Annotated in this window: 15 protein-coding genes; 7 read left to right on the top strand and 8 right to left on the bottom strand. The window is 70.0% G+C overall.

The window, feature by feature from the left end:
* Window positions 1-385: 385 nt before the first annotated feature.
* From AC07DS_RS16495 to AC07DS_RS16485, 3 genes are all read left to right on the top strand, one after another.
* The gene (locus AC07DS_RS16495) at window positions 386-664 is read left to right on the top strand and encodes a hypothetical protein (RefSeq protein ID WP_479145898.1); all 279 of its coding nucleotides are present in this window, start codon (window positions 386-388) and stop codon (window positions 662-664) included.
* Between the two features lie 152 nt (window positions 665-816).
* Window positions 817-2,319 carry a DnaB-like helicase N-terminal domain-containing protein gene (locus tag AC07DS_RS16490; protein WP_479145896.1) on the top strand — a complete coding sequence of 501 codons (1,503 nt, stop codon included), beginning with the start codon at window positions 817-819 and terminating at the stop codon, window positions 2,317-2,319.
* Window positions 2,320-2,626: 307 nt separating this feature from the next.
* Window positions 2,627-2,854, top strand: coding sequence for a hypothetical protein (locus AC07DS_RS16485; protein ID WP_479145894.1), 228 nt, complete (start codon window positions 2,627-2,629; stop codon window positions 2,852-2,854).
* A 127-nt stretch (window positions 2,855-2,981) separates the two neighbouring features.
* Here AC07DS_RS16485 and AC07DS_RS16480 read toward each other — a convergent pair whose 3' ends face one another.
* Genes AC07DS_RS16480 through AC07DS_RS16470 form a run of 3 tightly spaced genes read right to left on the bottom strand, consistent with a single transcriptional unit; the run spans window position 2,982 to window position 5,663 of the window.
* Window positions 2,982-3,659 carry a hypothetical protein gene (locus AC07DS_RS16480; RefSeq protein ID WP_479145893.1) on the bottom strand — a complete coding sequence of 226 codons (678 nt, stop codon included), beginning with the start codon at window positions 3,657-3,659 and terminating at the stop codon, window positions 2,982-2,984.
* Window positions 3,660-3,699: 40 nt separating this feature from the next.
* Window positions 3,700-3,903 (bottom strand): hypothetical protein, encoded by a 204-nt coding sequence (locus AC07DS_RS16475; protein WP_479145891.1) that lies wholly within the window; start codon window positions 3,901-3,903, stop codon window positions 3,700-3,702.
* A gap of 35 nt (window positions 3,904-3,938) precedes the next feature.
* On the bottom strand, window positions 3,939-5,663 hold the full coding sequence (locus AC07DS_RS16470; protein WP_479145889.1) for a hypothetical protein: 1,725 nt from the start codon (window positions 5,661-5,663) through the stop codon (window positions 3,939-3,941).
* Between the two features lie 287 nt (window positions 5,664-5,950).
* On the opposite strand from AC07DS_RS16470, the gene AC07DS_RS16465 reads away from it, so the two are divergent.
* Window positions 5,951-6,319 carry a nuclear transport factor 2 family protein gene (locus AC07DS_RS16465; protein ID WP_479145888.1) on the top strand — a complete coding sequence of 123 codons (369 nt, stop codon included), beginning with the start codon at window positions 5,951-5,953 and terminating at the stop codon, window positions 6,317-6,319.
* Between the two features lie 650 nt (window positions 6,320-6,969).
* On the opposite strand, the gene AC07DS_RS16460 is transcribed toward AC07DS_RS16465, so the two are convergent.
* A complete protein-coding gene (locus tag AC07DS_RS16460; RefSeq protein WP_479145886.1) occupies window positions 6,970-7,119 on the bottom strand; it encodes a hypothetical protein in 150 nt (49 codons plus the stop codon).
* Between the two features lie 25 nt (window positions 7,120-7,144).
* On the opposite strand from AC07DS_RS16460, the gene AC07DS_RS16455 reads away from it, so the two are divergent.
* The 3 genes from AC07DS_RS16455 to AC07DS_RS16445 all read left to right on the top strand — a co-directional run bounded on the left by AC07DS_RS16455 (window position 7,145) and on the right by AC07DS_RS16445 (window position 8,525).
* Window positions 7,145-7,555 carry a hypothetical protein gene (locus AC07DS_RS16455; protein WP_479145885.1) on the top strand — a complete coding sequence of 137 codons (411 nt, stop codon included), beginning with the start codon at window positions 7,145-7,147 and terminating at the stop codon, window positions 7,553-7,555.
* Complete coding sequence (locus tag AC07DS_RS16450; RefSeq protein WP_479145883.1) at window positions 7,552-8,010, top strand: GntR family transcriptional regulator; 459 nt, start codon at window positions 7,552-7,554, stop codon at window positions 8,008-8,010. The genes AC07DS_RS16455 and AC07DS_RS16450 overlap by 4 nt, the downstream gene beginning before the upstream one ends.
* A gap of 74 nt (window positions 8,011-8,084) precedes the next feature.
* Window positions 8,085-8,525, top strand: a complete 441-nt coding sequence (locus AC07DS_RS16445; RefSeq protein ID WP_479145882.1) for a GFA family protein — start codon at window positions 8,085-8,087, stop codon at window positions 8,523-8,525.
* A 229-nt stretch (window positions 8,526-8,754) separates the two neighbouring features.
* Here AC07DS_RS16445 and AC07DS_RS16440 read toward each other — a convergent pair whose 3' ends face one another.
* Genes AC07DS_RS16440 through AC07DS_RS16425 form a run of 4 tightly spaced genes read right to left on the bottom strand, consistent with a single transcriptional unit; the run spans window position 8,755 to window position 13,243 of the window.
* Window positions 8,755-9,426, bottom strand: a complete 672-nt coding sequence (locus AC07DS_RS16440; protein ID WP_479145880.1) for a PIG-L deacetylase family protein — start codon at window positions 9,424-9,426, stop codon at window positions 8,755-8,757.
* Between the two features lie 15 nt (window positions 9,427-9,441).
* Entirely contained in the window at window positions 9,442-10,731 is a 1,290-nt protein-coding gene (locus AC07DS_RS16435; protein ID WP_479145879.1) for a phosphodiester glycosidase family protein, read from the bottom strand.
* Window positions 10,728-11,735 carry a phosphotransferase gene (locus AC07DS_RS16430; RefSeq protein WP_479145878.1) on the bottom strand — a complete coding sequence of 336 codons (1,008 nt, stop codon included), beginning with the start codon at window positions 11,733-11,735 and terminating at the stop codon, window positions 10,728-10,730. Before AC07DS_RS16430 ends, AC07DS_RS16435 begins: the two co-directional genes overlap by 4 nt.
* Window positions 11,732-13,243: a Gfo/Idh/MocA family oxidoreductase gene (locus AC07DS_RS16425; protein ID WP_479145877.1), complete on the bottom strand. Its 1,512-nt coding sequence runs from the start codon at window positions 13,241-13,243 to the stop codon at window positions 11,732-11,734. The genes AC07DS_RS16430 and AC07DS_RS16425 overlap by 4 nt, the downstream gene beginning before the upstream one ends.
* Window positions 13,244-13,247 lie beyond the last annotated feature (4 nt).

Raw genomic sequence — 13,247 nt, 5'->3', positions numbered from 1 at the left:
AACCTCGAACGGAGTTGTCTTCCCCCGTCTGGATAAAGGGTCCGCCGCTCCCGCCAGGCGCAACGTCATCGAGAAGAGCCGCCCGCCACACGGGAAGCATCTCCTAGACCGACCGATCACACGGTGGCTGAGAGGCTGAGAGCAGCGGCCACACCGGCACCTCCAGAGCCGCTGGGGTGCCCGCTCCACGGGACAGGCAGCAAGACCCAGCCCGCCTCACGGGAAGCGCAGACCCTCGATCCGGATAGCCCTTGTCTCAGTGCTCCCTACGCGCCCAGCGTGGCTCACAGCCACACCGCGATCGCCAGGGGGCATGGTGTCCGACCACACTGCAAATCCGCCAACACCAGCACAGCGTCTCCAAGCAGCCGCCCTGCAGCGCATCGTGGCTGCCCCCATCCCCCAGGTCGCCATGCAGGAACTGATCGAGAAGGGCAAGGCGCACGTCCTGGCTGACTTCACCGGCGCCCCCATCCGGTACGCGGATCGCTGGTGGCGGCCCGACGAGGGACAGTGGTACGCCCTGGACGAGGCTGGCAGCGCACTCGTCGACGCCCAGGTCGACCGCTGGCGCGCCGCGCACGCCACAGTGGTGCCGACGATCCACAGCGAACCCAGCACGGTCCTGAACGCCACTACGGACCAAGCAGCCGGAGAGTCGTGATGAACGCCTCAGACGTCTCACGGCATGAAGCTCTAACGATCAACGGGATTCTGCAGGACCCCAGCTTCGTGCACTGGGGATTGACCAACCCTGCAGCTCCGGGGGAGCCCTGGCTACAGCCAGCAGACTTCCGGACCCCCTTGCTCGGAGACATGTACGAGGTCCTCCGCAACGCAGCGCTGCAAGCTCCCGACGGAGACCTCGCCAAGCCCCCGGCAATAGAGCTCTACCACGGACTCTGGAACCTCTACCAGGCGCGGGCAGCGCAAGGCGACCCAGCCGCCCAAAGGCTCATCGCGGACCGGAACGCCTGGGAGGGAAAAGGTGGGCTGTGGGAGTACATCAACTACCTCCAAGGTCCACAACACGGTCACCCCTCCACCGCCTACGAGCACGCAATCGAGGTCTGGAAGGCGAGCCCCCGCCAGGAGCCGCTGACCCAGGCCCCGCCCTTCCCGGGAGACGTCCAAGCCGACATCAAGGCATGGGGTGCCCTGTCGATCGTGGGCGCCGTACTCCACGACCCGCGCAACGCCGAGGCCTTCCGCTACCAGCCCCAGGATCCAGCAGCCTCCCCTTACTGGCTTCAGGGCGAGGACTTCGACGACGAGTTCCTCAACGTAGCCTGGCAGGCCCTCGTTACCGGCCCCAACGCCGTCATCAAGTCTGCGGCCGCACACGATCCATACCTCGTCGGCGATGCAAGGGTCATCACTCTCACCCGCATGACGGTCGACAACATGCAGGCCATCCTCGCGCAGCGAGCGACTACCGACCCTGCCGCAGCACAAGCTCTGAGCGATCGCACCTTCTGGGAGCACGCCGAGCTCCTCCTCCTCAAAGACCAGAACGCCTCCCTGGCACACCTCCCTCCCGACCAGATCGGTCGGCACGCACGGGAACTTGTCCTTGACCCCCACATCCGAAACTACGTCGCCCAGCTCGGTGAACAGACCAGCGCCGAGATCCGCTCCGCGGGCCCCGTAAGTCAAGGACTCCTCGCTACCCTGGCTCGCTCCGTGGCCGCGCTTCAGCGGCTGCGGGAGCGCGTGAACAACGCGGCCACGCCAACCTCTCCTCAGACCACACGAGTTCGAGCCACCCAGCGGGAGACGGCCTATGCCACCCCTGCACGCGAGCGCGCGATCATCGACGCTGCACTCCAGAACCCGGACTTCATGCGCACTGAGCAGTACCTGGCGCTGCGCGGTGAAGATTTCACAGTCCCGGAACACCGAGCCCTCTTCGAAGCCATGCAGCGTCACCCCACCCCCTGGTACCCACTCCTCCTGGTTCAGGAGGCGCACCTGACGAGCAGCAACGCGCAGGCCCTGAACGGCGACCTGATGGTCCAGATCGCTTCCGCCGCCTACTCTGACGCGCGCCAGACCGCCCCACCGACGGACGGAGGCCCGCAGGATCCCCGGGTGATGGCGCGGCAATTGGTCACGGTCACTTTGCGGCGGTCGACCGAGGAGGCCAATACCGTGGTCACCAAGGCGGCTCACACTCCCCACATGTCGACTGACGCCATGCTCGGCATCGCAGCACAGCAGTACACGCAGGCGGCCCAGTCTGCGCTCCGCTACAACCCGACTCCCGGCCACGCGCCTCGCCAGACCGGCCAGTCGCAGGGCCAGTTCGCAGGCGTGTGAACCCAAGCGTCAGCCAGGCAGGAGAGACCTCCCCGCATGACCACTCTGCTCTCGCTCATCGTCCCGGCGTTCGTCCTTGTAGGCGCCCGGTAATGAGCTGGGGCGTACGACCAGGGCACGCGCACAAGAGCATTTCCCCAGCGATGCCACCACCACCGCATCACTCAACAGGCCCCTGACGAGCCGTCGACGGTGGACGCGGCGGGGGAGACATGGGGCCGCGCCGACTTGCGCGGCCCCGCAAGGACACTCGATGGCCGTGGCGCTCAGCGGTCATGGGCCAGCGCGTAAATCTCGCCCAGCAGCAATGGCGAAGATCATCGAGGCGGAGCGCCAGGCCATGCCACTACCGCAAGCGCCGGAGCCCAAGCAGCCGGCCACGGTGGTCGACCTGATGGCCGCGCTGAACGCGAGCGTCGAGCAGGCGAAGGTCTCCCGAGGTGAGGCCGACGAAATACCGAAGTCGAAGGAGAAGGCGGCCGCGAAGAAGCCGCCGGTCAAGAAGGCGGCGGGTCGCAAGCCGCGGGGCGTTTGAACTGGAGGCAGGTGACCCAGCCGCAACGCGTTGAAGAGGCTCCGGGAGTCGTTCGTCCGGACAGGCACCCCCATCACTCGCTGGCAATCACCACCCGGCAGGGAAGGCCGAGGCCCTCGTTCGCCCCTTAGCGGATGATGCGGGCGGTGAGCGCGTCCAGGTCCTCGTCCGCGTGCGTCGCCCAGAACTCGCAGATGACGCCGAGGGCCAGCACGCTGCCGTTGAAGACGTTGAAGACGTTGAAGCCGCCCTGATGCCGCTTGATGAGCGTCACCACTGAGCTGAACGCCCGGCCCTTTCGGGCGAGTGGGAGTACATCCCCGGCCGGCAGCGCCCCCGGCCAGCGCGCAGGGACGATCCGCGGGGCGCGCACGGCCAGGCCCTTCGGCACCTGTGGGTCACGCTCGGTCAGCCACTCGTCCAGCAGTCCCAGGGCCATCCCGGTGCACCCGGCCACGGACGCAGGCGACTGCTCGCTCACCTCCGCCTCCACGGCACTCAGCAGACTCCGGAGCACCGCGGGGTGGTTGGCTGCGATGGCCAGCGTTGCTTTGCGCAACACCTCGGCAGCGGCCTCTCGCTCGTCCGCAACGGCCGTGAACTGCTGCATGTTGTGGCGCGCGACTGCACGATCGAGCGCCGCCTGCAGATCGGCGAGGGGGACCGGGGGCCCATCCTCAGTGATGCCGTCCTCGGCCAGTAGCGGCGCCAGCTTCTCCCACATTTCATCGGCCAGTCCGAAGCGGCGCTGGATGCTGGACTCCGGGACGGTAGGCCCGTGATGCGGGCGACGTGTGCTGCTCACCCGAGCATCCTCGCAGTGCGCACGGGTGCGCGAAGCCGTTTCACTGGATAGCCATCCGAACGAGCAGCGCGTGGTACCGCCCGTACTCCGCCCACGGCACCCGGCTCACCTTCTGCCCGGCCACCAGAGCCGGGAAGGACTGCTCGTCGGCCATCCGCTCGCGCAGATTGTCGGACTGCCTCGACCGCACCGCGAACGCCGCGCACGCCCGGTGCGGAGTCCGCCGAACCTGGTGGAGGCGCACGCTGAGCCGGTGGTTCCATCGACGGGCCAGCTTCCTCAGTACTCGTCCACCGGTTCGTGGGCGGGCACCTCCCCGTGCCCGCGCCGCTGGCGGTCGCCGGAGAGCGCGACGATCCGGTGGACCGGCACCTCGATGACCGGGTGGCCGCCGGTGGGGGAGAACCCCACGAGCCCGGTGTCGGGTTCGAAGAAGGTCACGGTGCCATACAGGCGGTGCAGCACGGTGTCGGGCCGCATCCCGCACTCGACCTCCAGCCACAGCGTCCAGTCCTTCAGCCAGTGGATGGGCAGTTCAGCCAGTTCCGCTGCAGCGGGGCCAGGGTGCTCGTCGTCCGGGACCCAGGTGTACGCGCCGACGACCAGGTCGTTGTACCGCTCGATCGATTCGAGCCCGCCACGTCCGGACCGCCCCCGCTGCCCCGCATCGCGCCGTGCCGCCCGCGTTTTCGTCACCAGGGGCGTGGGGCGCGCGCCCGCACCGTCGCGCTCGGCATCCGCCGACACATAGGGGTAGGCGCCGCGCAGCAGCGCCAGCACGTCCTGCTCCTGGGGGACGCCGGCACCCGGGGGAAGGTCCGGCCCGACCGTGATCCGTCCACGCTGTTCGCGGGTGTGTTCGGCGGCGTGCCGGGCGGCGAAGCGGGGCACTGCCAGCACCACGGCGTGATCGGGCTCCCACCCGTAGCCGGTGCGGCGTCCGCCGAACGGCACGGCGGGCCCGTGCTGCTCGTACTGGGCCAGGTAAGCCAGTTCCGCATCCCGCTGCCTCACCAGCGGCCAGCCGGTCACCAGCAGCAGCTGCCGACCCGCCGCCTGCCCGCCCCTGGCAGCCGTTTTCAGTGCCTCTTCGAGCCTGTCGCAGCACTCCGCCACGTACTGCTGCCACCGATGCCGGAACTCGGCATCCGCCCACCGTGCGAGCGAAGAGAACCCGCCGGCCGGCACCGTGGCTGGCTCCGGCAGCACCGTCACATCACGCACCCTCGCCCCGCCCCAGCGGGCCTCCACCGCCCGCAGGGCCGCCGCGCGCGCCTCTGCCTCACCCGCGCCCTGGTCTCGAGCCCCACTCCAGGCCCGCCGAACGGCCGCCCACGCATCGAACGGCTGCTGCGCCCACCGGGAGCGATCCACCACCGCGGCCGCCAGCTGCAGACCCTGCCGCTGGACCTGCCCGTCAGCGGCCACCGCATCGCACGCGCCGCTGACCGACGTCGCCTCACGGGCCGCGGGGGCCGCCGCACGCCAGTGGGCCAGCGCCGCCTCCGACCGCTCAAGCACCCCGGCCCACGCCTGCAACGTCTGCCGCGCACCCGCACCGCACGCGCGGTCCGCCGTCCACGGTTCCAGCAGCCCGGACACCTCGGCATCACGGTGCCGGGCAGCTTCCCACAGCACCCGGGCATAGCCGTCCCAGGACCGCGGACCCGCCTCCTGCTCCTCCAGGCGGCGCACCCGCTTGTCGGCCGCGACCACCTCGGCCGCCGCCCACCACAGCGCCTCCTCGCCTGGCTCAACGCCCACCAGCGGCCCGCAGTGCCGGCACACCTGCCCCACCACGTCCAGGAGCACGAGCGCACTGCCCGTCAGACGCTCCGCGTACCGGCAATGGCTGCGCCACCCCGAACCGGTCGCGGGAACATGCCACTTGCCGCCGCCCACACGCCCCAGCACCACGGTGATCTGCCGCAGCGCAGCGACGTCCACACCGGCGCGCACCAGCTCCTTCTCCCACAGCACCGGAAGTTCTTCATCACGCCGCACGACTGCCGCCGCCCTCCCCGCCGCCTGCCTGCTCCCAGCGATCACTCTGGCACACCCCCCGACCGGCATGCCCGATTACAAGGAGACGTCACCCGCACCGCTGACACGCTGGTGCTAGCGAACACCGCTTCAGGGAGGCCAGGGCCTCATTACCTGTGCGGTAATCGCGGGGCCGGGCGGGACGCGGCATGGTGAAGCCATCGGTTTCGGGCCGGCGCACTCCGGCTCGAAAACCGGCCCAACTGACCTGACTGACAAGCCACGTCACCGTGAACGGGAGTCCCGCCATGTCGATCTACGCTGCCGCCGTCGCCCGCTACTTCGAGGCGTGGAACGCCACCGACGCCGACACGCTCGCCAAGGCGGTCGCCGCCGCCTGGTCCGAGGACGGCAGCTACACCGACCCGCTGGCCGACGTGCGCGGCCACGAACAGATCACCGCAGTCATCCAGGCGGCACACGAGCAGTTCCCCGGCTTCGAGTTCAGGCTGGCCGGTGACGTGGACGGCAACCATCACATCGCCCGCTTCAGCTGGGAGCTGGTGTCCACCACCGACGGCTCCGCGCCGGTCGCCGGCTCGGACGTGGTCACCCTGACCGGCGACGGCCGGATCACCTCCGTCCTCGGCTTCCTCGACCGGCTCCCGGATTCCTGACCCCCGCAGGCCCACGCCCCGGCCTCGGCAAGCCGGGGCAAGCCCGGCGCCCGGAAAACTCGCGTGCCTCGCGGCCGTGATGCCCGTTAGTGTCCATGCTGTGCAGGTGCGCAGGCTGCGGCTACTTCGCCTCTCAAGCGGGTAACGCGGGTTCGAATCCCGCCGCCGGCGCCAGCCGGTGTCGTCCAGCGGCCCAGGACGCCTACAGTGCGCCGCCGCCGACCCTGAACTCTGCACATCGAAGGCACGAGCTGCCCGCCACGGGGGAGTTGAGGCGGGCAGCCCTGCTCGCGGGCCCGCCGCACGCCACCGCGCCTGCGCCGGAGCCCGGCTGCGGCCGGACTGGCTAGCGGGCTGCCAGCCGCTCGTCTGCGTCCCGGAGGACGTCGACCAGCACCAGCTCGCTGAGGCTGAGGGGCGCCCCTACCTCGCCGCCCCTGGATCGCGGGCTCTACGACGTCCTGCCCGCCCGCCTGCAGGAACTCGTACGGGACCTCACCACCGCTGGCTTCCTGCGCCACCGCATCCGACGCCTCGGCATCACCCCCGGTCAGCTCGCCGAGCAGGCGATCCTGCCCGAATCCCTCATCGCCGCCTGGCTCGACGGCGCTCCCGTCACCCCTTCCCAGCTCCTGCGCTGCGCCCCCGCCCTACAACTGTCCGAGGACGTCCTGCTCGCCGCGCTGGAGGGCAAGAGGGACACCGCCTACTGGCTGCTGCCCGTTCCCCAGCCAGGCCAGCAGGGCCACCCGAGTGACCACGCGTGAGCGAACACCACCGAAACTAAGACGTGCGCTCATCGTACGATCGTGCGATAGTCGCATCATGCATCCGATCCTGGAACTCGCCGCCGTACTGCACCCGATGCCCGAGCCGGGGAGCGTGACCCCCGACGACTGCCTCAGTGACGCCCAAGAGGAGGCCGAGCGTCAGCGCAAGGAATACGCCGACAGCCTGGAAGCCGCTGCCCTCGGCGGCGAGGGCGATCCCCTCATCCTCGCCCTCGAACAGGCACGGGCACAGAAGGAGGCCGCCGACAAACGCATCCGCCGACTCCTCGCATACGCCCGGGAATTCCAGCCTGCCCGCCGCTACCCCCTCGACGAACTCGCCCGGGCCGCTGGCTACACCTCAAAGTCAGGCGCACGCACCGCCTACGGCGAGAAGGAGATTCGGCTGGTGCAGAGCCAGATCCACCGTCCCCGACGGACCGCCTGCGGCGAGGACCCGTCATGACGAGTGACCTGCCCGCGGCTGACAGCCCCGTATGGAACGACACGCCACGCCGCCTGCCACAGCAGTCCTTCGCGCCCCCCTACCAGCTGGCGGCCGCCGACCTGCGGCGACAGCTCCTCTCCGGCAGGCTCAAACCCGGCGACCGGGTTCCACCCTCGCGGGTTCTGGAGAAGCACTACGGCATCGCCAACATGACCGCGCGGTCGGCGGTGAGGGTCCTGCGGGACGAAGGTCTCGTCCACACCGAACACGGCCGGGGATCCTTCGTCGCCAACCCCCTGCCTGCTGTAGCTGGCGCCCCGGGCCAGACGGATGTGCCAGCCTGCATGCCGACCGCCGAGTACACCGAGCTGAGCCGCCGCATCGACGAACTTGTCACCGTCCAAAACGACTTGTTGCGTCTCCTCGAGCAGGCCGGCAGCCTCGCTCGGCAGCTCACTGCGCACACCACGTGACAGACCCGCAGGTCAGACGCCTGGCCAGCGGCGGCGACTACTGACCCCCAGAACCAAGATCGGGAGATCACCTGATGAACGCCACCCCCACCGCCGAGGTCCAAGGAGCTGGAGAGGCACAGGAGCGTACCGGCGGCTGTCTGTGCGGCCGTGTCCGCTTCATCGCTCAAGGTCCGGCCGTCTTCCCCCCCCGCACATGTGAATGCGAACACTGCCAGAAACTCGGCGGGACCCCTGTGATGTGGTGGGTGGGCTTCAAAACGGTCACCTGGACCGGGGAATGCAAGCTGACCTGGTACGAGACCTTCCCGGGCGAGGCGAAGCGCGGCTTCTGCCCGGCCTGCGGCAGCCGAATCGCGGCGATCGACAGCGACATCCCGGAGACCGGTATCAACGTCACGGCCCTCGATGACACCAGTGGCTCAGACCTCGTGCCGATCCACGCTTCCTTCCACGACAACACCGTGCACTGGCTCCCCCGGGGGCCGCAGAGCGAGCACAGCTCAGCCGGTTGACCGCCCACGCCTCTGTGGTTACTCGGAACCCCTTTGGCGAATAGGGCGCCCTGCGAGGTGCACAGTACACAGGCCAGATGGGCGTTCCTGCCCACGGAAATCGTCCTGGCGCTGTGCACCCGGCCCACCAAACCCTCCACTCCGCGTCGCGTCTGGAGCGGAAGGTCTTCCCACGAGGTGCGTGGCCCGCGGAGGGACGCGACAGCCGGCGCGGGGATCCCGAGGACGCTCACGAGATCGAGTTCTCCTGCTCGGCGTGCGCCGCGAACCGGATCGTGCGCGCCGTGCGGAACAGCTCCGCACAGGTGTGCCCCGCGGGAAACCGCTCGACCACGCGGTGGTGGACGTGCTGGCGGTGCGTCACGGTGGCCAGCGTCATGAAGGTGTCCATGTCGAGCTGCTTCTGCGACGCGAAGCACTGGAGAGCTTCGACCTTGTTCTTCAAGAGCGCCGGGGTGCCGACGAAGACCTCGGTGGGTTCGAAGGTATGGCTGTAGGGGGAGCGGAAGTAGCACAGGTTGTCGGCTTCGCGCAGTGCCACGGTGGTGACCTCGTCTGCCGTGATGCGGTGGTCGAGGTGCTGGTCACCGGGGAAGTGGGTGTAAACGATGCCGGGGCGTCGCTCGCCGAAGACGTGGAAGAGCTCCCGGTTGATCTCCACGCGGCGTTCCACGAACTCGTTGTCGGGGATTCGGGAGAAGGTGTACTGCGCGACTCCGAGGAGCGCGCCGGCGGCCAGGCACTCGGAGCGGCGCTGTTCGGCGCCCTCCAGGGTGGGTGCGCCGGGGCTGAGGCAGTGGACCCGTACGTGGTCGCCGGTGAGGGCGTGGTCGCGTATGCGCATGCCCATTGCGATTTCGGCGTCGTCGGGGTGGGCGACGACGATCAGGACGTCGGTCACGGGTGGGCCGGCCTTTCAGGAGCGGGGCTTGAGGATGAGGGCGCTGTGCAGGGCTCGGCCCTGCACTCCCTGCCAGCGGAACGGTTCCGTGGTGTCGGCTGGCCATCGCAAGTAGTGCATGCTGCCGACCACGCCGGTACACCCTGCGTGCCGGTAGGCGATCTTCGAGGAGGCGCCGCCGTCGAGGTGGTAGACGTGGTGGGGGTCGAGGCCGCCGGCCGCGCAGAGTTCGGCGGTCTCGCGCGGGGTGGCGCCGCGGAAGGTGTCCGTGTGGGGAGCGCCGTCGAGGATCTGCAGCACCAGCCGGCCGTCGTGCAGGGCGATCAACGTTCGGGCGTGCCGGGCGTCTTGGAACGGGGATTTGCCCAGGGAGGCGTCGTAGGCGGCGGTGTGCCCGTTCGCGGCGTCAGCGACGCTCGGTCCCAGGGAGATTCCCGATTCGAGCACGCTCGCTTCGTGGCCGGCGATCTCGGTGATCTCCACGGGTGCGCCGAGGGCCACATCCGTCACGGGCCGGTCCGCGCGCAGGATGAAGCTGCCAGTGAAGAGGTCGCTGCCGCCCCCCGGTCGGATCTGGCTCACCCGCAACCCGCGCTCCGGACTGCCGGCCATCACGTAGTCGACCACGGAATCGGACAGGGGGGTGACGTTGGACGACCGGTCGACATGGCGCAGGAAACCGGTACGAGGGTGGTCGCGGTAGCGGATCTCGCAGTTCGCGGCGCCGTACACGAACAGGGGCGCGGCCGGACCCGCAGGCGTGGCGGGTGCCTTGGAGCCGACCCACCGGTAGGGGCGGCCGTCGAGGGTAAGCGTCCCGCGCGCCGGGAGGGGCGCGATGACGGGCTGGCCGTCGCGCACGAGAAGCGCGGGCTTGTCGACGGTCGGCGCGCTGATCACGGTGCCGTTGCGGCAGCAGAAGTCCAGGCACGGTTCGGCAGGCTGGTAGGTGGGATCGTCGGAGATGAACGCGAATGAGCCGCTCATGGCCGCCAGGGCGCTGCCGGACACGAGCTCGGGCAGGTGGAAGGTGTCGGGTCGGGAGTGCACCTCGGCCCGGACGGCTGCGAGGTCGAGGGTGAGCGTGTGGACGTTGGTGAAGTTCCCCGCGCCCAGGTCCACGTACCGGCTGCGTAGGTGGGCGCCGGGCGCGAGCGGGAGGTCCCGGTCGGTGGCACGGATCGCGAAGGCGCGCTGGTCCACGGCGAGGGCCTGGACGTCCGGGACGTCGTAGCCGTGGGCGCGAAGCACCTGGGCCGCTTCCCGGTCTTCATCGCTGCGGGCAGGCGCGGTGGGCGTCGTCATACGGGGACCGTCCCGGGTTGGGCGGCGCGGACGAGGTCCTGGAGGGTGAGTGGCCCGTGGTCGAGCAGGGTGAGCGTCCGCTCGCGGAAGCGGTCGGCGAGCTCGGCCGGTTGACCGAGCGCGTAGGGGACGATGCCACCGCCGAGGCGGTAGAGGACGACGCCGGCAGCCACCGTGGCAGTCAGCACGGCATCCGGCCCTGTGAGGGCCTGCTTGCCCTCGTAGCCCATGAGTAGCGCTGTGACCAGCGCGGGAAGTTCGTGCGGCCGGGCGAGGTGGTGGATCAGGAGGTGTCCGGCAAAGTAGCCGAGGTCGTAGAGCGGCCAGCCGTAATGGGCGTTGTCGAGGTCGCACAGGCCGATCCGCGCGTCGGTGATGCTGATGTTCTTCGGCGCCAAGTCCCCCAGGACGAGCTGGCGCTCGGCGCGGCCAGCCATCTCCGCGCAGGCCGCGTCCAGCGCGGGGTGCCTCAGGGAGCGCAGGGCGAAGTCCCGCTGGTAGGCGGGGAATCGTGGGTCGGGTTTCTGCCGCTTGGGTGGGCGTGCGTCGCGGGTGGCCTGGTGGACATGGCGCAGCGTGCGGCCCAGGCGGGCCATCTCACCCGCGGTGGCGGATCGCTCGCTCAGGTGCCGGTGGTAGGTGCGGCCGTCGGGGAACACGTCGCTGAGCACCATCGTGTGTGTGTCGTCGTGGAAGGCGAGAACACGAGGGAAGACGTCGGGCGCGGCGGAGTGGTAGAGCTCCAGCAGCCGGCGTTCGTCGCCGATGAGCGCCGGGTCGGCACGCAGGGACGGGACGCGGGCGAACTGCTCCCGGCGGACCTTGATGATCACGCGGCCGTCGGGGCCGCGTACGGAGAAGACGTGGGCGACGTTGCCGCCACTGACCCGCTCGATCGCGAAGGGAACGCCTGTGTGAGGGCGGCAGTCGGCGAGCATACGGGGCAGCTCCTCGCCGAGCAGGTCGGCCGGGGACGGCAGAGGCAGCGTGGTGGAGGCGGTCACCGCACGATCACCTCCCGGCCCCTCACCGGCGTGGGGACCGCGGCGAGCGTCGGCGTCAGACTCAGCGTGGCCTCGGAAGAGGAACCGCTGAACCGGTGGGCCATCGACAGGTAGGTGCCGGCCATCAAGGCGGCAGCCGTGCGGTGGGTGGTGAGGTCCGAGCGCATCTGGTGGCGCACACGGCGCCCGTTGAGGTAGAGGAGGAACTCGTGCATGCTGCGCCGTCGTGAGGACTGCTGGGTCGGCGCCGCGAGTTGGCCGTCCGCGGTGGTGGTGAGGTCGTCGTGGCCGAGGCGGGTGTACGGCTTCCAGCCGGGCCGGAAGCGGTTGTTGCGGAAGACGTGCACCTCGATGTGCCGGTCCCCGCCGACCGCGTAGCGGTCGGCGGCGGAGTCGTCCTCCAGGGTCTGCAGGGAGTGCAGGTGCAGGGCCTGGAAGGGGCCCTGCTGGATGATGTGCGTCTCCTGCCGTACGCGACCGTTGCCCTTGTAGAGCGAGGCGGCGGGGGCGAGATTCCCCCGCTGGGAGAACCCGTTGTGGAACAGGTTGAGGGTGGCGAGGGTGAGCGTGCGTCCGGCGCTGGTGAACGCCATCGAGATGCCCGCGTCCACCTCGCCGAAGCCGTGAAGGCCGGCGCGCAGCTCGGCCTCGGTGTACGGGTTGCGGGCGGCGAAGCCGTCGAAGAGCCGCTCGTAGTCGTCGACGTTCAGCTGCGCCAGGAGGTCGGCGGGCCGGGTGACCTCGGCATGGACGCGCACCGCGTCGGCAATCTTGCCGCTGGCGTCACCCGCGCCCAGCAGCCACGGGATGATGTCGAAGAAGTGGTAGCCGCTGTGGGCGCACTTGCCGTAGCCACGCTCGTAGCCGTGGTAGCCGAGGTCGAGCAGTTCGTCGGGCAGGCGCCACTGGCCGTCGCTGTGGAAGGACTGCACGGAGGTGACCGGGCAGCCGGTCGCCTCGGCGACCTCGGTGATGAGGGCGCGCAGCTGCCAGAACGCCGGGTGGTAGCGGCGCTGGGACTGCACGCTCACCATGACCTCCGGGTGGTGCCGGCGCGCGCGGTCGTAGCGGGCGAGGAGGTCGTCGACGTCGGTGAGGATCGCGCTGGCCTGCGCCGGGTCGGTGGAGGCGTTGGCGCGCACGCCCAGCGGCTTGTCCAGCAGGACGCTCAGGCCCCGCTCGAGCGCCCAGCGGGCGTAGACCATGTGGAAGGCGGGCTCGGTGGCCACGACCACCGCGTCGATGCCGCGACGGGCCACGAGGCCGTCCAGGGTCCGGCGCACGGCGTCCGGCAGCGTCTGATCCCCGGCGGGGAACGGCACGATGGGGGTCACCGGCAGGTCGCGCGGTCCGTCGTCGCCGTCGAAGACAGTCAGGACGCTAGCGGCGCCGAGGACGTCTACCCCGCAGACCGTGCCGACCAGGCCGTCACGCTGTCCGGCGGCCAAGGGGGGCAGATGGGAGCGGCGGGCGTGCGGACCGACGCCGATCACCAGCACGTTCTTCATGTCC

The organism is Streptomyces sp. NPDC044064 (assembly GCF_056434245.1).
This window is presented reverse-complemented; position numbering and strand designations above follow the sequence as displayed.